A 26,072-nucleotide genomic window follows, 5' to 3' on the forward strand; every position below is an offset into this window, starting at 1 on the left:
AATGCCGCGTGCAGACGTGGCATCCTTACGCCAGAATTTGTACAATGCAGCGCCCCCGGACGAGCAGTAAGCTTACCGGGGCGTTTCTTTTTTCAACCCTCCAGGGGCCATAACGTGTAATAACGAGGCCGGAATAGCATATGTCTGAACAAATTGTCACACCTGAAAGCAGTACCCCGGTAGTTCTTAACAACGAAACAAAAATCAACCTGCTGGATCTCAACCGTCAGCAGATGCGCGAGTTTTTTAAAAACTTAGGTGAAAAGCCTTTCCGCGCCGATCAGGTGATGAAATGGATGTATCACTATTGCTGCGATAATTTTGATGAGATGACCGACATCAATAAAGTGTTGCGCGGCAAATTAAAAGAGGTCGCGGAAATTCGCGCGCCGGAGGTCGTTGAAGAGCAGCGTTCCTCAGACGGCACCATCAAGTGGGCGATTGCTGTCGGCGATCAGCGCGTTGAAACGGTCTATATCCCGGAGGACGACCGCGCTACGCTGTGTGTCTCTTCACAGGTAGGATGCGCGCTGGAGTGCAAGTTTTGTTCAACTGCGCAGCAGGGCTTTAACCGCAACCTGCGCGTATCGGAAATTATCGGTCAGGTCTGGCGTGCGGCGAAAATCGTCGGCGCGGCCAAAGTCACCGGCCAGCGTCCGATCACCAACGTGGTCATGATGGGGATGGGCGAGCCATTGCTTAACCTGACCAATGTCGTACCGGCGATGGAAATTATGCTCGATGACTTTGGTTTCGGCCTGTCCAAACGTCGTGTCACGCTCTCAACGTCCGGCGTGGTGCCTGCGCTGGATAAACTGGGCGATATGATAGATGTCGCGCTGGCTATCTCCTTACATGCGCCGAATGACACTATTCGCGACGAAATCGTCCCGATCAACAAAAAATACAATATCGAAACGTTCCTGGGCGCGGTTCGCCGCTATCTGGAGAAATCCAACGCCAATCAGGGGCGCGTGACGATTGAATACGTGATGCTTGACCACGTCAACGACGGCACTGAACACGCGCATCAACTGGCGGAGCTATTAAAAGAGACGCCTTGCAAGATTAATCTGATTCCGTGGAACCCGTTCCCTGGCGCGCCGTATGGCCGCAGCTCTAACAGCCGTATCGATCGCTTTTCTAAGGTTTTGATGAGTTATGGTTTCACGACCATCGTACGCAAGACGCGTGGCGATGACATTGATGCGGCATGCGGACAGTTGGCTGGCGATGTGATTGACCGTACCAAACGTACCCTGCGTAAGCGTATGCAGGGAGAGGTGATTGACATCAAGGCTATTTGATAGCAGTTGCGCCACGGGGCATTCATTATACCGTGGCGCAATGTCAGTTGAATAATGTCTGGCGTTGTACTTGTCTGGTCAATAATAACGGTGCGTTTTTGTCGACTTTAAGGCAGTATGTAATGGTGCAACAAGAGTTTAGCCTTGTGTCTTAGCGGTTTTGTCATCTGCGGCCTGACAGGCTTATACTGTCTGACTAAGGTTAACTAACCTGATGTTTCGCGGTGTGGGCGGGCATTACGGCTCGTCGGCGCCTGAATCCTAATTTACACGTACCTGTAGCTGTAGCGAATGAATACTGAAGCCACGCACGACCAAAATGAAGCACAAACCACCGGCGTTCGTCTGCGCAATGCCCGTGAACAACTCGGACTCAGCCAGCAGGCTGTCGCTGAGCGACTTTGCCTGAAGGTTTCTACGGTACGCGATATTGAAGAAGATAAGGCGCCGTCCGATCTTGCTTCAACCTTCCTGCGCGGATATATCCGCTCATATGCGCGTCTGGTGCATGTTCCAGAAGAGGAACTGCTGCCGGGGCTGGAAAAGCAGGCCCCGCTGCGCGCCGCCAAAGTCGCCCCGATGCAGAGTTTCTCATTAGGAAAGCGTCGTAAAAAACGCGACGGCTGGTTAATGTCTTTTACCTGGCTGGTACTGTTTGTGGTCGTAGGGCTGACCGGCGCCTGGTGGTGGCAGAACCATAAGGCACAGCAGGAAGAGATCACGACAATGGCCGATCAAAGCACGGCTGAACTGAACGCAGATAAAGACAGCGGCCAAAGCGTACCGCTGGACACCCGTGACGCGACAAGCCAGGATACGACGCCAGCGCAAACGGCTCCGGCGCCTGCGACGCCGGTTGATTCTACGGCGGCGACGCAAACGCCAGCGCCAACGGCGGCGGCGACGCAAAATACGGTAGTCGCGCCTTCGCAGGCGAATGTCGATACGGCTGCGACATCTGCCGCGCCAGCGGCAACGGAAACGCCGTCCGCGCTGCCGACCAGTCAGGCTGGCGTAGCGGCGCCTGCTGCCGATCCGAACGCGCTGGTGATGAATTTTACCGCTGACTGCTGGCTCGAAGTCACTGACGCCACGGGTAAGAAGCTGTTTAGCGGTATGCAGCGTAAAGATGGTAATTTAAACCTAACCGGTCAGGCGCCTTATAAACTTAAAATTGGCGCGCCGGCCGCGGTGCAGATCCAGTATCAAGGAAAACCTGTCGATCTGAGCCGCTTTATCAGAACTAATCAGGTTGCGCGTCTGACCCTTAATGCCGAACCGACACCGGCGCAGTAACAGACGGGTAACGCGGGAGATTTTTCATGCATAACCAGGCTCCGATTCAACGTAGAAAATCGACACGTATTTACGTTGGGAATGTGCCGATTGGCGATGGCGCCCCCATCGCCGTCCAGTCGATGACTAACACGCGTACCACTGACGTGGAAGCGACGGTTAAACAGATCAAAGCGCTGGAACGCGTTGGCGCAGATATTGTTCGTGTTTCTGTACCGACCATGGACGCCGCCGAAGCGTTCAAGCTTATCAAACAGCAGGTTAACGTCCCGCTGGTTGCCGATATTCACTTCGACTACCGCATTGCGCTGAAGGTGGCGGAATACGGCGTTGACTGCTTGCGTATCAACCCCGGCAATATCGGTAACGAAGAACGTATTCGTATGGTGGTGGACTGCGCGCGAGACAAAAACATCCCTATTCGTATCGGCGTAAATGCCGGATCGCTGGAAAAAGATCTGCAGGAAAAATACGGTGAGCCGACGCCGCAGGCGCTGCTGGAATCAGCCATGCGCCATGTCGATCATCTCGATCGTCTCAACTTTGATCAGTTCAAAGTGAGCGTAAAAGCGTCCGATGTATTCCTTGCCGTTGAGTCTTATCGTTTGTTGGCTCAACAGATCGATCAGCCGCTGCATCTGGGGATCACCGAAGCGGGCGGCGCGCGTAGCGGGGCGGTCAAGTCGGCGATCGGTTTAGGTCTGCTGTTATCGGAAGGTATCGGCGACACGCTGCGCGTATCGTTGGCGGCCGACCCGGTGGAAGAGATCAAAGTCGGTTTCGATATCCTCAAGTCGCTGCGCATTCGCGCGCGCGGCATCAATTTCATCGCCTGCCCGACCTGTTCTCGCCAGGAGTTCGATGTTATCGGCACGGTGAACGCGCTGGAGCAGCGTCTGGAAGATATCATCACCCCGATGGACGTCTCGATCATCGGTTGCGTGGTGAACGGGCCGGGCGAAGCGCTGGTATCAACGCTGGGCGTGACGGGCGGCAATAAGAAAAGCGGCCTGTATGAAGACGGCGTGCGTAAGGACAGACTCGATAACGACGATATGATCGCGCAGCTTGAATCCCGTATTCGCGCGAAAGCAAGTCAACTTGATGAAGCGCGTCGGATTGACGTGCTGCAGGTTGAAAAATAAGAACGTGATGGGAAGCGGCGCGCTTCCCGTGTATGATTGAACCCGCATGGCTCCCGGTTCGTTCGGGGAAGCGCTGAGGGTTCATTTTTATATTCAGAAAGAGAATAAACGTGGCAAAAAACATTCAAGCCATTCGCGGCATGAACGATTATCTGCCTGGCGAAACCGCCATCTGGCAGCGCATTGAAGGCACACTCAAAAACGTGCTCGGCAGCTACGGTTACAGTGAAATCCGCTTGCCGATTGTAGAGCAGACCCCGTTATTCAAACGTGCGATCGGTGAAGTTACTGACGTAGTTGAAAAAGAGATGTACACCTTTGAGGATCGCAACGGCGATAGCCTGACATTGCGCCCTGAAGGTACGGCGGGCTGTGTACGCGCCGGCATTGAACATGGTCTCCTGTACAATCAGGAACAGCGTTTGTGGTATATCGGCCCGATGTTCCGTCATGAGCGTCCGCAAAAAGGCCGCTACCGTCAGTTCCATCAGCTAGGCGCCGAAGTCTTCGGCTTACAAGGCCCGGATATTGACGCGGAGCTGATTATGCTGACCGCCCGCTGGTGGCGCGCGCTGGGCATCGCTGACCACGTTAGCCTGGAGCTGAACTCTATTGGTTCATTAGAGGCGCGTGCGAACTATCGCGATGCGCTGGTCGCGTTCCTCGAACAGCATCAAGAGACGCTGGACGAAGACTGCAAACGCCGTATGTATACCAATCCGCTGCGCGTGCTGGATTCAAAAAATCCGGACGTGCAGGCGCTGCTCAACGACGCGCCCGCTCTCGGCGACTATCTCGATGACGATTCACGCGAGCACTTTTCCGGCCTGTGTAAATTGCTGGACGCGGCGGGAATTGCCTACACCGTCAACCAGCGTCTGGTACGCGGTCTGGATTACTACAACCGCACCGTATTTGAATGGGTAACAAACAGTCTGGGGTCACAAGGCACCGTCTGTGCGGGTGGTCGTTATGACGGTCTGGTGGAACAACTGGGCGGTCGCGCTACCCCGGCAGTGGGCTTTGCGATGGGCCTGGAACGACTTGTTTTGTTAGTTCAGGCAGTTAATCCGGAATTTATTGCCTCTCCTGTTGTCGATATATACCTGGTAGCTGCCGGCGCACAAACGCAGTCTGCGGCAATGACGCTGGCGGAGCGGCTGCGCGATGAAATGCCAGGCGTGAAGCTAATGACAAACCACGGCGGCGGCAACTTTAAGAAACAGTTTGCCCGCGCCGATAAGTGGGGCGCCCGTATTGCACTGGTTCTTGGCGAATCTGAAGTCGCCGATGGGACTGTTGTAGTGAAGGATTTGCGCTCCGGTGAGCAAACGGCAGTGGCGCAGGACAGCGTCGCCGCGCATTTGCGCACTTTATTGGGCTAAGGAGAAGGACAGCGTGGAAATTTACGAGAACGAACACGACCAGGTGGATGCGATTAAACGCTTCTTTGCCGAAAACGGCAAAGCGCTGGCTGTCGGAGTGATTTTAGGGGTTGGCGCGCTGGTTGGCTGGCGTTACTGGAGCAGCCATCAGACGGAGTCCGCGCGTGCTGCTTCTCTGGCGTATCAAAATGCGGTGACGGCGGTAAGCGCCGATAAGCCGGATAGCATTCCCGCCGCTGAAAAATTCGCGGCTGAGAATAAAAATACCTATGGTGCGCTGGCGTCTATGGAACTGGCGCAGCAGTTTGTGGATAAGAATGAACTTAAAAAAGCCGAAGCCCAGTTGCAGCAGGGGTTGGCGGCCACCAGCGATGAAAATCTCAAAGCGGTGATTAATCTGCGTCTCGCTCGCGTTCAGTTGCAGCTTAAGCAAGCTGACGCCGCGCTGAAAACTCTGGATGCCGTTAAAGGCGAAGGATGGACGGCCATTGTCGCTGATTTGCGCGGCGAAGCGTTGCTGAGTAAGGGTGATAAAAAAGGCGCGCGCAGCGCATGGGAAGCGGGCGTCAATAGCGATGCTTCTCCGGCGTTGAGCGAAATGATGCAGATGAAAATCAATAATTTGTCCATCTGAGAGGGACCCGATGCAATTGCGTAAATTACTTCTGCCAGGGTTGCTTTCCGTTACCCTGCTCAGCGGCTGTTCACTGTTTAGCGGCGAAGAAGATGTCGTCAAGATGTCTCCATTACCGCAGGTTGAAAACCAGTTTACCCCGACCACTGTCTGGAGCACCTCTGTCGGTAACGGAATTGGCGAATTTTATTCTAACCTTCATCCGGTAATGGCAGATAACGTGGTCTATGCAGCCGATCGCGCGGGCGTGGTAAAAGCGCTCAATGCGGATGATGGCAAAGAGATCTGGTCTGTAAATCTGGGCGAGAAAGACGGCTGGTTCTCTCGTTCGTCCGCGCTGTTGTCCGGCGGCGTCACGGTCGCGGGCGGTCACGTCTATATCGGCAGTGAAAAGGCCGAGGTTTATGCGCTAAATACCAGCGACGGCACTACAGCATGGCAGACGAAGGTCGCAGGCGAAGCGTTGTCTCGCCCGGTTGTCAGTGATGGAATCGTCCTTATCCATACCAGCAACGGTCAGTTGCAGGCGCTAAATCAGGCGGATGGCGCCATTAAATGGACGGTGAACCTGGATATGCCTTCGCTGTCGCTGCGCGGTGAATCTGCGCCGGCAACCGCGTTCGGCGCGGCTATCGTTGGTGGTGATAATGGCCGCGTCAGCGCCGTGTTGATGCAACAAGGCCAGATGATTTGGCAACAGCGTATCTCCCAGGCCACTGGCCCGACGGAAATTGACCGCCTGAGCGACGTTGATACCACGCCGGTTGTGGTAAACGGCGTCGTTTACGCGTTGGCGTATAATGGTAACTTAACGGCGCTGGATCTGCGCAGTGGTCAGATTATGTGGAAACGCGAGCTGGGTTCGGTCAATGACTTTATCGTCGACGGCGACCGTATCTACCTGGTCGATCAGAACGATCGCGTGCTGGCGCTGACCACTGACGGCGGCGTAACGCTGTGGACGCAAAGCGATCTGCTGCACCGTTTGCTGACCTCCCCGGTGCTGTATAATGGTGATTTAGTCGTCGGCGATAGCGAAGGTTATCTGCACTGGATTAATGTTGATGACGGGCGTTTCGTGGCCCAACAAAAAGTAGACAGTTCCGGTTTTCTGACCGAACCGACGGTGGCGGATGGTAAACTGCTCATCCAGGCCAAAGACGGTACGGTCTACGCGATTACGCGTTAATCGTCACGGTTGTGCGTTTTAAAAAACGGCTCCTGGTGTAGGGGCCGTTTTCCTGTTTTTAACAATGGCGCAAAATGCGCGCGTTGTCTGATGATTTTTTTAATGAGGCTTTAAACATGGTACCTGTGGTCGCGCTTGTCGGGCGCCCTAACGTCGGAAAATCCACGCTATTTAACCGTCTGACCCGCACCCGAGATGCGCTGGTTGCGGATTTCCCGGGTCTGACTCGTGACCGTAAGTACGGTCGTGCGGAAGTTGAAGGCCGCGAGTTTATCTGTATCGACACCGGCGGTATTGACGGCACCGAAGACGGCGTCGAAACGCGGATGGCGGAACAGTCGCTGCTGGCGATTGAAGAAGCGGATGTAGTGTTATTCATGGTAGATGCGCGCGCTGGCCTGATGCCGGCGGATGAAGCGATTGCCAAACATCTGCGTTCCCGTGAAAAACCGACCTTCCTGGTGGCGAATAAAACAGATGGTCTCGATCCCGATCAGGCGGTTGTCGATTTTTACTCGCTGGGATTAGGCGAAATTTACCCTATCGCCGCCTCACATGGTCGCGGCGTATTGAGCCTGCTGGAACATGTGCTTCTGCCGTGGATGGATGATGTCGCGCCGCAGGAAGAGGTGGATGAAGACGCGGAATACTGGGCGCAGTTCGAGGCGGAACAAAATGGCGAAGAAGCGCCGGAAGATGATTTTGACCCGCAAAGCCTGCCGATAAAGCTGGCGATTGTCGGTCGCCCGAACGTAGGTAAGTCCACACTCACTAACCGTATTCTCGGCGAAGAGCGCGTGGTGGTATACGACATGCCGGGCACCACTCGCGACAGCATTTATATCCCGATGGAACGCGACGAACGGGAATATGTGCTGATTGACACGGCGGGAGTGCGTAAGCGCGGAAAAATCACCGATGCGGTAGAAAAGTTCTCGGTGATTAAAACGTTGCAGGCGATTGAAGACGCTAACGTCGTACTGTTGGTTATCGATGCGCGCGAGGGGATCTCCGACCAGGACTTGTCTCTGCTGGGCTTTATCCTCAATAGTGGGCGCTCACTCGTTATCGTAGTCAACAAATGGGATGGCCTGAGCCAGGAAGTCAAAGAGCAGGTGAAAGAGACGCTGGATTTCCGTCTGGGCTTTATTGATTTTGCCCGCGTCCATTTTATCTCTGCGTTACACGGCAGCGGCGTCGGCAACCTGTTTGAGTCCGTACGTGAGGCTTACGACAGTTCCACTCGCCGGGTGAGCACTGCGATGCTGACCCGTATCATGACGATGGCGGTGGAAGATCATCAGCCGCCGCTGGTGCGCGGTCGCCGTGTGAAACTGAAATATGCCCATGCTGGCGGCTATAACCCGCCGATTGTGGTTATTCACGGCAACCAGGTAAAAGATCTGCCAGACTCCTATAAGCGCTATCTGATGAACTACTTCCGCAAGTCGTTGGAAGTGATGGGAACGCCGATTCGCATTCAGTTTAAAGAAGGGGAGAACCCGTATGCGAACAAGCGTAACACACTGACGCCAACGCAAATGCGCAAACGTAAGCGTCTGATGAAACATATCAAGAAAAGCAAGTAATGCTTTTTCAGTAATATTCCAGGCCTGACAAGCGCTGCGCTATCAGGCCTTTCAAGTAAAAGTGAGTCACGCGCCTGAGGAGAATGTTATGGAAATAACCTGCCCCGTTTGCCATCACGCGCTGGAGCGCAATGGCGATACAGCGCATTGCGAGACATGCGCTAAAGATTTCTCGTTACAGGCAATGTGTCCTGACTGCCGCCAGCCGTTACAGGTGTTGAAAGCCTGCGGCGCAGTGGACTATTTTTGCCAGAACGGTCATGGTTTAATTTCAAAAAAACGGGTTAACTTCGTCATTTCCGATCAATAAAACCGCTGTCGACGTTGCGCCGCAGAGCAGAGGCGCCGACGTCTTATCCGGCTAAGGGCAAAAGCGTTATTCGATACTCCCGTAATATCAGCATAGTCTCCTGCCCGACGGCTATTTTATTCTTTTTATTGATTCAATTATTTATAGAGAATATTATTCCCAAAAATTAATATTAGAAATAAATAACAGCCTTGTTTTTATTTATTATATCAATATTATAAGTCTGTTTCATATTAAACTTTTCTTTTTAGGAATATATTTAGGTCTGTTAGTTATGATTCCATCTGAATCATCCATATAATATCTTTTCATCGAGGCGTGTTTATTTAACGACAGGGATATCATATGGTGCGAAGGATTCGCATTCTGGTTTTGCTATTAGTGTCTGGAGTATCGGTTGCGGCTTCCGGCGCAGATAACTCTGTATCTGCAAATGATGAAAGCCACTCCTCCTTGCCTGATTTAGCCAGCGAATCCGCGAAAAAAGAAGAACAGGAAAATAAAGGAAAGTCCTTTAAAGAACAGGGCGCTGACTACTTTATTAATTCCGCCACCCAGGGCTTTGATAATCTCACCCCGGAAGCGCTGGAATCCCAGGCGCGTAGCTATTTGCAAAACCAAATTACTTCCTCAGCACAGTCATATCTTGAAGGCGTAATGTCACCTTATGGCAAGATCCGTACCAGCCTCACCGTAGGCGAAGGCGGCGATCTGGACGGCAGTTCGCTGGATTATTTTATTCCCTGGTATGACAATCAGAGCACGCTTTTCTTTAGCCAGATTTCGGCTCAGCGTAAGGAAGACCGCACCATTGGTAACTTTGGGCTTGGCGTGCGCCAGAACGTCGGCAACTGGCTGCTTGGCGGCAACGCATTCTATGACTACGATTTTACGCGCGGTCACCGTCGATTAGGTCTGGGAACCGAAGCCTGGACAGATTACCTGAAATTCTCCGGCAACTATTACCATCCTCTTTCTGACTGGAAAGACTCCGAAGATTTCGACTTTTATGAAGAACGACCCGCGCGCGGCTGGGATATCCGCATGGAAAGCTGGCTGCCGTTTTATCCGCAGCTTGGCGCTAAATTAGTTTACGAACAGTACTACGGCGATGAAGTAGCGCTGTTTGGCACCGATAATCTGCAAAAAGATCCTCATGCCGTCACTTTGGGGCTGGAATATACGCCGGTACCGCTGGTCACGGTTGGTACGGATTACAAAGCCGGTACTGGCGATAGTAACGATTTTAGCGTTAACGCGACCGTGAACTACCAGATAGGCACGCCGCTGACGGCGCAACTCGATCCGGAAAACGTTAAAATTCAGCACTCCTTAATGGGCAGCCGCACCGATTTTGTCGATCGCAACAATTTCATCATTCTCGAATATCGCGAGAAAGATCCGCTGGACGTCACGTTGTGGCTGAAGGCTGACGCCACCAACGAACACCCGGAATGCGTGATTGAAGATACGCCTGAGGCCGCGGTGGGGCTGGAGAAATGTAAGTGGACGGTCAACGCGCTGATTAACCACCATTACAAAATTATTTCTGCTTCCTGGCAGGCGAAAAACAACGCCGCCCGTACGCTGGTGATGCCGGTAGTAAAAGCTAATGCGTTAACCGAAGGCAACAATAACAGCTGGAATCTGGTACTTCCTGCCTGGGTTAACGCCGATACCGAAGAGCAGCGCACCGCCCTGAACACCTGGAAAGTACGCATGACGCTGGAAGACGGAAAGGGCAATAAGCAGAACTCTGGCGTGGTGGAAATCACCGTCCAGCAGGATCGCAAAATTGAGCTGATCGTCGACAACATTGCCGATACCGATCGCAGCGATCACAGCCATGAAGCCAGCGCGCTGGCCGATGGCGAAGACGGCGTGGTGATGGATCTCCTGATCACCGATTCCTTTGGCGACTCCACGGATCGCAATGGCAACGAACTGGTGGACGATACCATGACGCCTGAGTTGTACGACAGCAATGATAAAAAAGTCACCCTGGCCCAGACGCCCTGCACCACGGAAACCCCCTGCGTGTTTATTGCCAGCCGTGATAAAGAAGCGGGGACGGTGACGCTTTCCAGCACCCTGCCAGGCACTTTCCGCTGGAAGGCGAAAGCAGACGCCTATGGCGACAGTAACTACGTTGATGTCACTTTTATCGGCGACAACCTGAGCGCGCTGAATGCGGTGATTTATCAGGTCAAAGCCGCCAACCCTGTCAACCTTATCGGCAAAGAAGATAAGCACCCTACGGTCAATAATACCTACCGTTTCCTGCTGTGGCGCGACAAGAATAAAGACAATGTTTTTCAGATGTCCGAGCAGCTCACGGAAGAAGAGATGGCGCTGTACGACTACCAGTGGGAGTTTACCGGGCAGAGTACAAACGGACATACCGGCGCGTTGGCCAACACCATGAATGAAGACCTTGTCCTGCCAGTAACCAATAAAGAGGCGGCGCAGAAGTTTGCCGCCAATGAGGAAGATGGCGTTCAGGGTTACGGCATACGCGTTACGTATAGCCAGAAATAGCGTCAGCGTTATGGCTGACCAGCCAGCCGCTGAATTTGGAGAAAAAGGAGAGTCTGAATGCAAGCAACAGTAAAACGGCGGCTGACGAAGGTCGCTTTAGCATTAGTAGTTGCCGGATATTGCGCCGCGCCAGCGGTGGCGGCGAACGGTAATCTGAAATCGGGGCAGTGGCAGATTGTCTCTGAACAGACGGGCACCATTCAGGGCACGGTGCCGTGGATTACCCGCGCGGCGGATAAAACTGCGGATACCGACAAAGATCACGTAACGGTAACTATCGATCGCGGCGATCGTACCGTTGTGACCGAAGGCGATAAGCAGTTTCACGTTGGCGATAAGGTCACGGTGAACTGGGCGATTGGCGATACGGAAGGCGACCTTGACGCCAACAACGCCGCCACGAAACAGACGGTGCAGTGGATGAGATACAGCGACCAGAATGGTAGCAATCCCGAAGAGATTGGCACCAAAGGTAGCGATACCTATGAAATTCAGGCGAGTGACGCAGACCATTATATCGGTATCAAAATCACGCCAACCACCACCACCGGTGACCCTGCCGTGGCAACCGAACTGCTGTTGAAAGACCTGTCGACCGATGCGGGTGGTGGTTCGGATGATGACGAAATTCCGGAAGGTCCGGTGGTCGATGAAAACGTCCATGTGGTTATTCATGAGAAAGATTCGAATACCAACCTGTTGAAGAATACAGGGACGACACTCAAAACGAATACCACCTATCAGGTATTGCTGTGGAGCGATAAGAACGGCAACGGCACCTATGATGCCGGTGAAAACGTTACCGACCAGTATGACTACCGCTGGAAATTCGTCGGCACCAGTAAAATTGCAGGTACTGGTACCGGCGGTATTGTCAACGAAAGCTGGAACGATAAAGACCTTGTCATCCCTGTCACCAACGTCGAAGCGAAAGCAGCGTTCGAGGGTGCGGAAGGCGGCGTTACCGTGGGTAGCGACGGTGTCCAGGGCTTTGGTTTGTCCATCGACTACAAACGCAAATAAGTTGTCCTCAACATACCACTCCCCGCGGGGAGTGGTATTTTCCGCGCACTTTGCTTAGCTGCGCGCTAAGCAAAGTGGGTTGAATTACGACAGAGAATGAAAACGGGTGGCTATCGCTCATGGACAGGAATCGGCAAGTGAATAAAGTTGTACATTTCTTACTGACATTACTGGTCATGTTTGCAGCGTCGATCGCGCCTGCGCAGGCGCTATTGAAGGGCGGAACCTGGCAAGAGCTGAACTCGACGACCGGCGCGGTTAACGGCACCGCGCCGCTGGCCGACGGCGCGATTATTCCCCTGTATCAGGGCAGTACGCTGCTTGACCCTACCAAAACCCACGATATTGAATTCAGCGCCATGCCGCGCGATTTTAGCGCGGATGCTACCTCAACCTCGATGCAGGCGGTCAATTCCACCGATACCGAAGGTGATCTCTTTAGCGATCCGCCCACCATCGCCTGGGAAAACCGCCAGCCGCCCGCCATGGGGCTGGTATGGGCCGATGCCGCCACGCCCGACACGCCGCTCTCGCCGCAGCCGGTTCCGAACCTGACCTTTTGCGCCCAAAACCTCGCCGGGCGACAGTTGGTGGCCTGGGCGCAGGTGGAAGATGAAACCAACGTTCCCGCGCTGTGGCTCTTTACGAATACCGGGGTGCCGAATTATGCGACCATTCCGCTGTTAAGCCCGAAAGTGACGCTCAACATTAAACCGGCCACTGACACGCCGGTTACGGTCAGCGGCGATCACGTTGATTCGGCTTTTGAGGCATCAAAAGTGAAGGTAGGGGAGAGCATCACCCTCACCATCACCACCAAAGCGTGCGACGGCACGCCCGAAGGCAACGCGCCGTTTGTCATCCGCCGTAAAGATGCGGAAAACCGCCAGGGTGTGGTCAACAATGCCAACCCGGTTCGCGTTGGCGATACCGAACTTACGACCACCCAAACGGAATATCGCGGCGTCACTGACGCCAACGGCAACGCCACGGTGGTGGTCACCCAGAAGGAAGGCCCCGGCGTCAAAACGCCGCTGGTTGTCAGCTCGGTCAACTTCCCGGCGCTTACGGCTGAAACCGCCGTCATTTTCACCACCATCACCAGTCCGGACAGCGATAAGGCCAGTATGTACGGCCATATGGTGGAGAGCACCACCGCGACGCTGAACGGTATAACCTACACCTTCACCCGCCCGAAGCTGGCGGCGGAAGCGAGCGGCGCTGACAAAAGCGTCGTCGATACCAACGAAACCTGGGCGCTGTTCGACTGGAACGGCGCCGATAACCATTGCAATATTCTGCCGGACGCCGAACAACTGGTGCAGATGCGACATGAGCACAGCACGCTGGCAACGTACACCGGCTGGCCGGCGACGGACGATGCCGAATACTGGTCGTCGACCAAAGATCAGATGAGCGGCTACCACGCTGCCGTACATATGAACAGCGTGTCGGTTGCCAGGGCCGCCGACAGCGACACGCTGCTGGTCAGCTGTGTGGATAAAGCCCAGCCTGCGGCGCACCCGCAGATTACTCTCTCCCCACAAGGGCCGTATAAAGCGCAGGTGGGGGACGAGATCGATCTGACGATGACTGTAGTCGACCGGGACACGCAAAAACCGCTGCCTTACCGTTATATGGAGCTGTTTATCGACCCGGCGACAAACCGCAAAGGGGAGCATCAGGACGCGTGGGATAACCAGCGGGTCACCGTCGATTCCGAAGGCATGAGCGCCTCGTCGCCGGAGCACTATACCGGCGTGACTGACGTTAACGGCCAGGCGCATCTGACGTTAAAACACAACAGCGGTATGGGGGTCGAAACGCCTATCCGCATCGTGATGCCGGACGACGAAGGCGGCAACGTCGAGCTGCCCTTTAGCGTGATTTTCACCGTGGTCACCAGCCCGGACGTGGACGGCGCCAACATGTGGGGCCATATGCGCGGCGTGGTGGACGCGGGCAACCTGTACAAACGCCCGCTGCTGGCGGTGGAGGCCAGCCATAAAGACGGCCAGTTCGACGAAAACAACGAACAGTGGGCGACATTTAACTCCGTGGCATCGGCCACCGCGCAGTGCGGTACCGGCCAGGTGCCGGATCAGTCGTCGCTGGCGCATTTGTACAGCGAACATGCGGGCGGGCAGATGGAAAGCGAACACGGCTGGCCGACTGAAGATTATTTCATCGCCGCCGACAGCGACGCCTCCGGGACGGTACACGTCAACCTCGAAAACGGCGATAGTGGCAAATTTACCGATACGCCGAACTACCTGACCTGCTCGGCCAATGAAATGGTGGCGGTGCTGGACGTCTACTTCAACGACGACCCGGTGATCAAAAACGCCGACGCCAAAGTGGGTGAACAGGTTAAGCTCAACATCCATTCGCGCAACGCTCTTAACGGCATGGCGATCGGCAATACCGACTTTACCATCACCATGGATAACGGCAGGCGGCGCGACGGGCTGACGACCGGTTTTACCGATACCAGCAACGGCGAGATGCAGTTTGACGGCGTCGGCTATATTGCCGGGCAGGTTTATCGGGGAGTTACCGACGCCAACGGCGATGCGACCATTATCCTCACCCAGAACAAGGGCGTGGGGTTACTGACGCCGTTAAACATCACGCCCGTCGATTCATTAATCAGCACGCCGATTTCCCGCAGCGTGAAGTTTACCGTCGCCACCAGCCCGGATACGGCAAAAGCCAAAATGTGGGGCCATATGGCCGACACGATTACCGTGGGCGACTGGACCTTTGAGCGGCCCAAACTGGCAGGTGAAGTGAGTAACCCGCTGCGTACCCAGGACGAGAGCAATGAGACCTGGATGCGTGTGGCCCACACCGACGCGGCGAGCAACCCGGATGCGGGCGGCTGCGCGGCGAACCGCCTGCCGCGCATCGACCAGCTTGAGGCGCTGTACAACGCCAACAGCGGCGGCAAAATTAACGGCATTCAGGGCTGGCCAGTCTATCTTAACTACTGGTCGTCCACCTACCAGAGCGCCAACACGTGGAAACTGATCGCGCTGGCGAACGGCAGTGAATTTGCCAACAGCAACGTCTCGATTTACACCAGCTGCCTGGCCAGCGACAACCCGGTACCAGCCGCCATCACCATTGAACCGGTCGATCCATCGCTGTGGTACGACGGCAGCGACGTGCATGCAGTCAAAGTGAAAAAGGGCGATACCCTACAGCTCAAGGTGACGGTGAAGGACGCCAGCGGCAACCCGATCCCGGAAGCGCCGTTTGTGCTCACCCGCGGCGACGGTTACGATCGCCGGGGCGAAAAGTATACCGCTCAGGACGGTGACGATCTGCAAGGCATCGTGACGCCCGTGGTGATCGACGGCGAATCGCTGGCCTGGACCACCACTAAAATGGGGTCGCAGACCGGCCCTGACGGCACCCGCATTATTAGTGTTACCCGCCCGGACACCCACGGCACCCGCACCGCGATTAACGCGACGCTGTATGAAAATGCCGCCGTGAGCGCCAGCATTGACACCATCTTTACCGTCGTCACCAGCCCGGATGCCAGCGTCGCCCGCATGTGGGGGCATATGGCGCCGTCGCTGACGGCGGCAGATGGCGCGGTGTACCAGCGCCCGCTGTTGTACGCTGAGCTGGCCAGTACGGACAATACTACGTCTAAGCAAGAAACCAACGAAACCTGGGCGATTTTTCATGGGCCAGCCAATACAGGGGCAAATTCGGCTCGTTGCGCGGCGGGCTATTACCCTGCCGTTGAGGCGCTGGATTCGCTCTACAGCAAATACCCGAACCGAACGATAAATACCGTCCAGGGCTGGCCGGTCTACTATTCTTACTGGAGCGGATCGAACTCGACGTCACTCTCCAGCGGGGCAAAACTTGACTTCTATTACGTAGTCGATCTGGCTGATGGTTCGCGTCGGTCAGAAAACAGCTCGCCCAGCTCTGTCTGGCAGTACCAAATTTGCGCCAGGACGCCGATACCGCAGGCCACGCAGATCACCCTCACCTCCCCGCAGGCGATGGATGACGCTATTCAGGCGGTGAAGGCGAAAAACAGCGAGTCGATCCCGTTGCTCATCACCACTACCGATGCGATGGGCAACCCGATGCCTTATACGGCTTTTTCGCTTAAACGCGACGCCGGGACGCCGCGCAACACTGACTATAATAAATTTGTAGCCACTAACGGCACCAACATGACGGTGACGCCGCTCGCCGGTGCGCAGCAACAGTTTTACTATGCCACATCGGCTCTGACCGGCACCACCGGCGCGGACGGTACGCTGACTCTGACACTTGCCGAACCCGGCGGCATAGGGTTGAAAAACCTGCTGACCGCGAGTCTGTACGATACGCCGACGGCGACCTCATCGCTGCCGGTGGTGTTCACCGTCCTCACCAGCCCGGACAGCGACAAGGCCAACATGTACGGCCATATGCCGGAGACCTTCACCGCCAGCAACGGTGCGGAGTTTAAGCGCCCGCTGGTGGTAGGCGAGCCCTCATCGGAGGCGCACACGGATACCTATTTCGAAACCAATGAATACTGGATCATGGTGAATAATTTTAATACCGGTAATTACGGTGGGTGCCCGATGAACCAGATGGCTGCGATGGATGATTTCACGGCGCTGTACAACGATCACCCAAGCGGCAAGGTAGCGACCGATATTGGATTGCCCGTCGGGAAGCGGTGGTGGGCTGGCGATAGCCTGCTGAAAGGCTCAACCCTTTACTGGCAGTATAAAGATCTCAAGACGGGGAAAAACTACAGCATGTCGGAAAACCCGGGTAACTACTACTTACAACTCTGCCTGACAACATCGCGCAGCGGGCTGAATATCGCGCTCTCTTCCGACGCATGGAACGCCGATAAATCAGCGGCCGTGGCGAAAAAAGGCGAAACGATACCGATGACGGTAACGGTGACTAACGACGACGGGCAGCCGCAGGCCGGGGTGGCCGTACTGTTGACGCGTGGATACGCTTATTCGCGCGGTGCGGTGGATAAGCAATACATTGATCCCGGCGTGATTGGCGAGCCGGTTCCGTTTACAACTTCGCCAGCGAATATGATGCTGACGCCGGTTGCACCTGCGGGTACGGCAGTGGCGTTTAATAACCAGAATGGCCTCAGCACAAAATGGTCTGGCTTCACTGGCGATGACGGTAAGTTGCGGTTTACGTTAACTCAGGATAAATCGTCGGGGTTAAAAACGTCTGTCACGGCGGCGCTTGCGAATCAATTTGATGAGGCGGCGAGCGTGGATGCAATCTTTACGGTACAAACCAGCCCGGATACGCCGTATGCGTCATACTGGGGTCATATGCCGGATACCGTGCAGGTGAACGGCGTTACGCTGCGCCGCCCGTATCTGAAAGCCGAGCTCTCTGCCATGCCCCAGTATACCTGGTTGATGACTAACGAATACTGGGCGTCGAACTATTATTATCAGTCCGAGCACGTTGAAACATCGCTGACACATCTTTGCGGATCGCAGGAAAATATGGCCTCGCTGGATGATCTGAAAGCGTTGCAGAGCGTTATCGGCACGTTGCAATGGCCGACGACATCGTCCTGGGATTATGTGTCGCAAGATGAAGGTCAAAGCAATAAGGTCTACTGTTCATTTAACGAAACGACCGGCCAGACAACCTGTAATCGTGAAAAATCGACGACCTCGGGCTTAGGCTCGTGCCGGGTGCCGTAGTGAATGGGGCCGGGAGCGCCTTTGAATGTTGGGTGACGCATTGCGTCGCCCAACCTGGGTATCCCTTGCGGCTGGCGTTGTTCCGGTAGCGATGCATTTTTACGTTTTTGTATTCATGGAATGAACTGCAACGAAATGGACCTTTCTCAGGTACGTCAGTGAAATCGAAAAAGTGTGTCGGTTTTTTATCCTGGTTGCTGCTATGCGCCCTCAGTTTAACGCCTTTCTTCGCCCAGGCCGTGCGAAGCAGCGGCGCATGGCAGGAACTCACTGAGCAAACTGCGGCTATTAACGGCACTCCGCCGCAGGCCGACAGTGTAACGATCCCGGTATATCAGGGTAGCGTTCAGTTGCGCTCTGATGCGGCGAATCCTGTAGCTCGTTAGGCTGGCCGACGCAGGGCTATCCCTGTTTATCTAAATCAACCTCGAGCGGCGGCATGTATTGCGGCGTGGATGAGAATACCAGGCAACAAAACTGCGCCATTAAGCCGGCAAGCACAGCAGGTTATGCGACGTGTGTGGAGTAACGTATTACGCGTCTGGCGCTACCTATATACTCTAAATAATTCGAGTTGCAGGAAGGCGGCAAGCGAGCGAATCCCTGGGAGCTTACTAAAGTAAGTGACTGGGGTGAGGGAACGCAGCCGCAGCACATGCAACTTGAAGTATGACGAGTATATTTAAAATAACGCCAGGTGTCGCATGATAATTACCCCTTTTTGCCTCGCGCATCTATTTATCTCAATATATGAAATCATTAAATGATATTCACAATATAAATATATATAAAAGAGATGGATATATTTATATCAATTATAAATTAATCAAAAGTTGACCTGATATTGAAATAGGCCTTGAAATTGGTTAATAATTTGGCTTTGATAATATATTGTTACAGGTGATTGCAATCATTCATAAAACCATATTTTTATCATTTATTATTTATCTCATTTATATACACCATTTAAAAGCTATTTACAGCCAATCAAAATCCAGTTTGCTTCGTGAACGTTATTAAAAGGAAATTTAAAAATTGAACAGGACCTACAGTATTGTCTGGAGCGCCGTGCGAAATATGTATGTTGTGGCTTCAGAACTGGCGCGAGGCCACAGCAAAGTTAAAGCGCAAGTATGCGCGAGTGAAACCCATTCCCCAAATAAAAAGTCCGAATATGGACAAATAATAAAAGCAACGCGCGCGGCGCTGGCTTGCGCCGTGGCTGCGGCGCTCGGATTTTTCAGCCCGCTGGCTATGGCCGACAATCAAGTGTCGTATGCTGATGCGCAGCCCCACGTTCTGGATGCGTCAACGCCGCCGATGACCTATTCGGGAGTTGAGGATGGCGCGGCACTCTATGTCTCGGGGGTCGCCACCGTCGGCTGGCAGCCCACCACGGTCACAGGGACGGGGCTCGTCATTAAAACAAGTGGGGGCGGAGCCAATAATCCGGATGGCGGTAAGTATGTTTCCAAAGCCATTTCGATAGATCATTACGCCATCCTTGATCTTACCGACACGGAGATAACCACTGATAGTATTTATTCTCTGGGTATTTCCGCAGCGGATGGCAGCGAACTGACGTTAACGGACAGTTCGCTAAAGATTGACGGCAATTACGGCATAATGACGTTGTATACGGGTTCAGAAGCAACGCTGGAGGGCACCATCGTTGAGGCAGCTAACAGCAGCAGCGCGCAGGTGCAACAAGGCAGTACGCTGAACGTGCTGGACGGTAGCACAATCACCCTGGCGCAAGGCCAGATAAACGTTGTTGCCGGTACCGACGCGGCAAATGCGGGTTCCACCCTGAACCTGTCTGATAGCTCGGTCAGCTCTACAGGTACGAAGGACACCATTCAGGGCAGCAATAAGGCCGATCTTAATCTCACCAACGCGACCATAACGCATACCAACGCCAGCGGCGCGGCGGTGCGGGCCAACAACGCCACCACCCTGGATATTTCAGGCGGCAACATTACCTCTGCCGGTACGGGCGTGTATATTCTGGCGTCGGACGCCAGGATCAACGACGTCACCATTAACGCCGACAGCGATGGCATCTTTATCACCAGCAAAAGAAAACTTGACGGGTATGAGGATCTCAACGCGCTGACGGTCAGCGACGCAAACATCACCTCAAAAACCGTCGCACTGAACGTTGATGGTAGCACGACCATTAACGACCCCATTAAGCTCACCAACAGCACCTTTACGGCGCCGACCGCGATCAAATTGGGAAGCAAAGCGACTATTCAGGCCGAAAACATGACGCTGACCGGCAACATTGTCCAGACTGACGCGTCATCGTCAGCGCTGTCTCTGGAGCAGGGGTCCACGTTAACCGGTAGTGTAGATGCGATGTTTACTACGCTGTCGCTCGACGAAACCAGCCAGTGGAACATGACCGACCCGTCAACCGTCGGCAACCTGACCAACAACGGCGGCATTACGCTGGGCAACGCGAGCGGTTCGACAGGTACGCTGCTGACGGTGGATAATACCCTGACCTTGCAGGACGGCAGCCAGATAAACGCGACGCTGGATACCGCCAACAGCTCGCCAATTATCAAAGCCGCCAACGTCACGCTGGACGGGACGCTGAACCTTAGCTCAACGGCCACCTTTGTCGCGCCCGAAACCGACGAACACTTTGGATCGGTCACGCTGATTGATTCGCAAACTGCGATCACTACCGATTTTGACAGCGTAACGCTGGATGCCGACACCTCCGCTATGCCGGATTACCTTACGATCAACGCGGGCGTTGATGCGAATGATAATACCAACTACGAGTTGTCTACGGGCTTGAGTTGGTACGCGGGCGCAAATTCTGCGCGCGCTGCGCATGGCACTTTTACCGTTGATGCAGACAGTACCTTTACCGTCACCAGCGAACTGGACGAAACCACGGCTAACTCCAACTGGGGTGGCAGCAAGCTAACCAAACAGGGCGACGGCATGCTGATCCTCAGCAACACCGGCAACGACTACGGCGACACTGAAATTGACGGCGGTATTCTGGCCGCCAAAGACGCCGCCTCGCTCGGCACTGGCGATGTGACGATTGCAGAAAACGCAAAGCTTGCGCTGAGCCAGGGAACGCTGGATAACAACGTGACCGGCGAGGGCCAAATTGTCAAAAGCGGTAGCGATGAGCTGATCGTGACCGGCGATAACAATTACTCCGGCGGCACCACTATTTCCGGCGGTACGCTGACGGCTGACCATGCGGATTCGTTAGGCAGCGGCGATATCGACAACAGCGGCGTGCTTCAGGTCGGCGAGGGCGAGCTGGAAAATACGCTTTCCGGCAGCGGCTCGCTGGTGAAAACCGGTACGGGCGAGCTGACGTTAAGCGGCGATAACAGTTACTCCGGTGGCACCACCATTGACGACGGTGTGCTGATTGCTGCCAACGTTAACGCGCTGGGCGGCGGTGATGTCTATAACGCGGGTACGCTGAAGCTGGACGCGGAGGGCGAATTCAACCTTGCGAATGTCACGACCCAGTCTGGAGCAACGACTGAGCTGGCCAAAGGTACGACGCTCAACGTCGACTCGCTGACTCAGCAAGCCGATAGTACGCTGAATATTGACCTCAGTAAGGCCAACGGTGAAAGCGCCATTATCGCCGACAGCGTCACGCTGGGCGGCACGCTGAATGTTACCGGCATCGGCAGCGTTACAGACAGTTGGACGCCTGAGGCATACACTTACACGCTGATTAACAGCGACAGCGCCATTACGAGTGATTTCGACAATCTGACCGTCGCGGGAATGAATAGAGAAGATGTTGACTTCCTGACTATCGACGGAAAAGTCGATGAAGCAGACAACACCCACTATGACCTGACGGCCTCCCTCTCCTGGTATGCGGACAGAGACAACGCCACTACCGACGCCCACGGCACCTTTACCCTGAGCGACCCTGACGGCAGCTTTAACGTTGCGGCTACACTGACAGACGTTGATGACACGCTGGATGCGGGTAGCAGATGGGACGGTAAATCGCTGACCAAAGAAGGCGCAGGCACGCTGATCCTCTCCGGCGACAACGACTACAGCGGCGGCACCACCATCAATGAAGGTACGCTGGTCGCCGCCAGTACGACGGCGCTGGGCACCGGTCTGGTAGACAATAACGCCACGCTGGTGCTGGACGCAGACGGTGAAGTCAACGCGGTGGGCGGCATCACCACTCATAGCGGCGCGACGACCCAACTGGCGCTTGGCACCTCGTTGGATCTCGGCGACAGCGCGTTAATTCAGCAAGATGGCAGTACGCTGAACGTTGAGCTGAATAGTGACTCAGTGCAACCGCTGATTACCGGCGGCAGCGCCACGCTTGGCGGCGATTTGGTCGTCAGCGACGCCAGCCTGCAAGCGCGCGCCTCCGACGCGGAGTTCCAGTCCTTTAAACTGATGGATATGGACAGCGATATCAGCGGCGACTTTACCAGCCTGACGATGAACCTCACCGACCAGCCGGACTATCTGACCGTAACCGGGACAATCAATCCTGAAGATGCGTCAGAATATCTGCTTACCGAAGGGCTGAGCTGGAATGCGACCGCCACATCAGCGACGCCAGCACACGGCTCGTTTACCCTGGGCGCAGGCGACAGTTTTGAAGTCACCAGCGTACTGGGCGATAAAACCGGCAACGGCGACTGGGATGGTAAAACGTTGACCAAACTGGGCGCGGGTAAACTGACGCTGAGCGGCGCGAACACCTATAGCGGCGATACCAACGTACAGGAAGGCACGCTGTGGCTGTCCGGGGACGGTACGATTGGCGAAATGGGCAGCCAGCAGGCAGTAAACGTTGCCTCCGGGGCGACCTTCGGCGGCAGCAACGGTACGACCGTTAACGGTAAGGTGACCAATGAAGGGACGCTGGTCTTTGGCGACAGCGAGGAGACAGGCGCTATCTTCACCCTCAATGGCGATCTGATCAACATGGGGACAATGACCAGCGGTAGCAGCTCCAGCACGCCTGGCAATACGCTTTATGTTGATGGCAATTACACCGGCAACGGCGGCTCGCTTTACCTGAATACCGTCCTGGGCGACGATGATTCGGCGACCGATAAGTTAGTCATTACCGGCGATGCCTCCGGCACCACCGATCTGTACATCAACGGCATCGGCGATGGAGCACAGACCACTAACGGTATCGAAGTGGTGGATGTTGGCGGCGTATCGACCAGCGATGCGTTTGTGTTAAAAAATGAAGTTAACGCCAGTCTGTATACCTACCGTCTGTACTGGAATGAAAGTGACAACGACTGGTATCTGGCGTCAAAAGCACAGTCTGATGATGACGACAGCGGCGGCGATGTCACGCCTCCAGACGATGACAGTGATGTCACGCCTTCGGATGACGGCGACGATGGCGGTAATGTCACGCCTCCGGATGACGGCGGTAATGTCACGCCTCCGGACGATGGCGGCGATGTCGCACCGCAGTACCGTGCGGATATCGGCGCGTACATGGGCAACCAGTGGATGGCGCGCAACCTGCAAATGCAGACCCTCTATGACCGCGAGGGCAGCCAGTATCGTAATGCCGATGGCAGCGTATGGGCGCGCTTCAAAGCGGGTAAAGTGGAATCCGAGGCTGTCAGCGGCAATATCGATATGGACAGCAACTACTCCCAGTTCCAGCTAGGCGGCGACATTCTGGCCTGGGGGAACGGCCAGCAGAGCGTTACCGTTGGCGTCATGGCGAGCTACATCAACGCCGATACCGACAGCACCGGTAACCGTGGCGCGGACGGTAGCCAGTTCACCAGTAGCGCCAACGTAGACGGCTACAACCTCGGTGTCTATGCCACCTGGTTTGCCGATGCCCAAACGCATAGCGGCGCGTATGTCGACAGCTGGTACCAATATGGTTTCTACAACAACAGCGTAGAGAGCGGTGATGCGGGATCTGAATCTTATGATTCAACCGCTAACGCCGTCTCGCTGGAAACCGGTTATCGCTACGATATTGCGCTTAGCAACGGCAATACTGTCAGTCTGACGCCGCAGGCGCAGGTTGTCTGGCAGAATTACTCAGCGGATAGCGTGAAGGATAACTACGGCACCCGGATCGATGGTCAGGATGGCGACAGTTGGACAACGCGCCTGGGTCTGCGTGTTGACGGCAAGCTGTACAAAGGCAGCCGTACGGTTATCCAGCCGTTTGCTGAAGCTAACTGGCTGCACACCAGCGATGATGTGTCGGTATCGTTTGATGATGCTACGGTGAAACAGGATCTTCCGGCTAACCGTGCGGAGCTGAAAGTGGGTCTGCAGGCAGATATCGATAAGCAGTGGAGCGTTCGCGCTCAGGTTGCCGGGCAGACTGGCAGCAATGATTTTGGCGATCTGAACGGTAGCCTCAATCTGCGCTATAACTGGTAAGTTAGACAAAACCGGGCGGGTATTCCCTGCCCGGTTTTGAGGCGAATGACAAACCGGTTGATCGTCGGATTGCGGCTACACCTTATCCGACGTGGCGCGTAGGTTGGCTGAGGCGAAGTCGAAACCCAACATCGCGCTGCAAAGGGTGGGGGAATGTTGGATTACGTGCCCGGCGTGACGGATTTGACTTCACTTTCAAGCCAACCGTCCTCCAGTCTCGTGGTCATGATATCGCCTGCTTTGACCTGTTTGATCTTTTTCAGCACCTTGCCGTTTGTTGTCGTCGAAACCGTATAGCCGCGCGCCAGCGTGGCTAACGGGCTGACCGCTTCCAGATGCGTGACCGCGTTGCCGAAACGCTCGCGCTGTTCGCTTAACCGTGAGCGGATATTCTCCGTCAGACGATATTCCAGCTGTTGGATGCGCGACTGCGCGCGGTGAATGCGCGGCTGCGGATTTTGCTGGCTCAGGCGTTGACTTACGCGCTGTTGGCGCTGAGTGGCCTGCTTAATCCTGGCCTCAAGCGCAAATCCCATCCGTTGGCGTAGACGTTCCAGCGCGGTTTGCTGACGGGCCAGACGCAGTTGCGGATGTTGCTGTTGCAGACGGTGAAAAATCTGCGTGAAACGACGGCTGCGGTTGGCGAGGTAGTAGTCCATCGCCATGCCCAGACGCTGCTGGGCGGACTGGATCTGACGCAACAACTCCTGCTGGTTACGGCTGACAATTTCTGCCGCTGCTGATGGCGTAGGCGCGCGCAGGTCGGCGACAAAATCAGCTATCGTGACGTCGGTTTCGTGACCGACGGCGCTGACTACCGGAATGCGGCTGGCAAAAATCGCCCGCGCCACGCGTTCGTCGTTAAAACTCCACAAATCTTCCAGCGAACCGCCGCCGCGTCCGACGATCAGTACATCACACTCGCCCCGCGCGTTCGCCAGTTCGATAGCACGAACGATCTGCCCCGGCGCGTCGTCGCCCTGGACCGCCGTCGGGTAGATAATTACGGGCAGGGATGGGTCACGACGCTTTAGCACGTGGAGAATGTCGTGCAGCGCCGCGCCGGTTTTCGAGGTGATCACCCCCACGCAGTGGGCCGGGGAGGGCAACGGCTGTTTATGCTGCTGATCGAACAAGCCTTCGGCCTGCAGTTTGGCTTTCAGCTGCTCATATTTTTGCTGCAATAGCCCTTCGCCCGCGGGCTGCATACTTTCGGCGATGATTTGATAATCGCCGCGCGGCTCGTACAGCGTGATATTGGCGCGGACTAACACCTGTTGCCCGTGCTGCGGGCGGAACGTCACCCGGCGATTGCTGTTACGGAACATCGCACAGCGCACCTGAGCGGTATCGTCTTTGAGCGTAAAGTACCAGTGACCCGACGCAGGCTGCGTGAAATTAGAAATCTCGCCGCTGATCCATACCTGCCCCATCTCCTGTTCTAACAGCAGACGAACCGTCTGGTTAAGGCGGCTTACGGTAAAAATTGAGGAAGTTTGAGAGGATAACATGTGAGCGGGATCAA

13 protein-coding genes and 1 pseudogene are annotated in these 26,072 nt (G+C 55.0%); 13 read left to right on the forward strand and 1 reads right to left on the reverse strand.

Going from position 1 to position 26,072, the window contains the following annotated elements; translation table 11 throughout:
- Window positions 1-140 precede the first annotated feature (140 nt).
- The 13 genes and pseudogenes from K8W53_RS06155 to shdA all read left to right on the forward strand — a co-directional run bounded on the left by K8W53_RS06155 (window position 141) and on the right by shdA (window position 24,547).
- Window positions 141-1,307, forward strand: a complete 1,167-nt coding sequence (locus K8W53_RS06155; RefSeq protein WP_000003206.1) for a bifunctional tRNA (adenosine(37)-C2)-methyltransferase TrmG/ribosomal RNA large subunit methyltransferase RlmN — start codon at window positions 141-143, stop codon at window positions 1,305-1,307.
- Window positions 1,308-1,598: 291 nt separating this feature from the next.
- Entirely contained in the window at window positions 1,599-2,603 is a 1,005-nt protein-coding gene (rodZ, locus tag K8W53_RS06160; protein ID WP_001090898.1) for a cytoskeleton protein RodZ, read from the forward strand.
- A 26-nt stretch (window positions 2,604-2,629) separates the two neighbouring features.
- The gene (gene ispG, locus K8W53_RS06165) at window positions 2,630-3,748 is read left to right on the forward strand and encodes a flavodoxin-dependent (E)-4-hydroxy-3-methylbut-2-enyl-diphosphate synthase (RefSeq protein ID WP_023224090.1); all 1,119 of its coding nucleotides are present in this window, start codon (window positions 2,630-2,632) and stop codon (window positions 3,746-3,748) included.
- Window positions 3,749-3,858: 110 nt separating this feature from the next.
- Window positions 3,859-5,133, forward strand: a complete 1,275-nt coding sequence (gene hisS, locus K8W53_RS06170) for a histidine--tRNA ligase (protein WP_023195324.1) — start codon at window positions 3,859-3,861, stop codon at window positions 5,131-5,133.
- Between the two features lie 13 nt (window positions 5,134-5,146).
- The gene (locus K8W53_RS06175) at window positions 5,147-5,767 is read left to right on the forward strand and encodes a YfgM family protein (RefSeq protein ID WP_000409190.1); all 621 of its coding nucleotides are present in this window, start codon (window positions 5,147-5,149) and stop codon (window positions 5,765-5,767) included.
- Window positions 5,768-5,777: 10 nt separating this feature from the next.
- Window positions 5,778-6,956 carry an outer membrane protein assembly factor BamB gene (gene bamB / locus K8W53_RS06180; protein WP_001177072.1) on the forward strand — a complete coding sequence of 393 codons (1,179 nt, stop codon included), beginning with the start codon at window positions 5,778-5,780 and terminating at the stop codon, window positions 6,954-6,956.
- A gap of 116 nt (window positions 6,957-7,072) precedes the next feature.
- Window positions 7,073-8,545: a ribosome biogenesis GTPase Der gene (gene der / locus K8W53_RS06185; RefSeq protein WP_000249411.1), complete on the forward strand. Its 1,473-nt coding sequence runs from the start codon at window positions 7,073-7,075 to the stop codon at window positions 8,543-8,545.
- Window positions 8,546-8,633: 88 nt separating this feature from the next.
- Window positions 8,634-8,855, forward strand: a complete 222-nt coding sequence (locus K8W53_RS06190) for a zinc ribbon domain-containing protein (protein WP_000406469.1) — start codon at window positions 8,634-8,636, stop codon at window positions 8,853-8,855.
- Between the two features lie 345 nt (window positions 8,856-9,200).
- Window positions 9,201-11,393, forward strand: a complete 2,193-nt coding sequence (gene sinH, locus K8W53_RS06195) for an intimin-like inverse autotransporter SinH (RefSeq protein WP_058654824.1) — start codon at window positions 9,201-9,203, stop codon at window positions 11,391-11,393.
- Window positions 11,394-11,450: 57 nt separating this feature from the next.
- On the forward strand, window positions 11,451-12,416 hold the full coding sequence (locus K8W53_RS06200) for a SinI family autotransporter-associated protein (protein ID WP_023224092.1): 966 nt from the start codon (window positions 11,451-11,453) through the stop codon (window positions 12,414-12,416).
- A 119-nt stretch (window positions 12,417-12,535) separates the two neighbouring features.
- Entirely contained in the window at window positions 12,536-18,133 is a 5,598-nt protein-coding gene (gene ratA / locus K8W53_RS06205; RefSeq protein ID WP_072106062.1) for a DUF823/DUF824 repeat adhesin RatA, read from the forward strand.
- A gap of 158 nt (window positions 18,134-18,291) precedes the next feature.
- Window positions 18,292-18,510 (forward strand): annotated as a pseudogene (locus K8W53_RS06210) (hypothetical protein); the annotation flags it as partial.
- Between the two features lie 658 nt (window positions 18,511-19,168).
- Window positions 19,169-24,547 (forward strand): fibronectin-binding autotransporter adhesin ShdA, encoded by a 5,379-nt coding sequence (gene shdA / locus K8W53_RS06215; RefSeq protein WP_072203967.1) that lies wholly within the window; start codon window positions 19,169-19,171, stop codon window positions 24,545-24,547.
- Between the two features lie 161 nt (window positions 24,548-24,708).
- On the opposite strand, the gene xseA is transcribed toward shdA, so the two are convergent.
- The gene (xseA, locus tag K8W53_RS06220) at window positions 24,709-26,058 is read right to left on the reverse strand and encodes an exodeoxyribonuclease VII large subunit (protein WP_020899077.1); all 1,350 of its coding nucleotides are present in this window, start codon (window positions 26,056-26,058) and stop codon (window positions 24,709-24,711) included.
- Window positions 26,059-26,072 lie beyond the last annotated feature (14 nt).

The organism is Salmonella sp. A29-2, from assembly GCF_020150755.1.
GTDB lineage: Bacteria > Pseudomonadota > Gammaproteobacteria > Enterobacterales > Enterobacteriaceae > Salmonella > Salmonella enterica.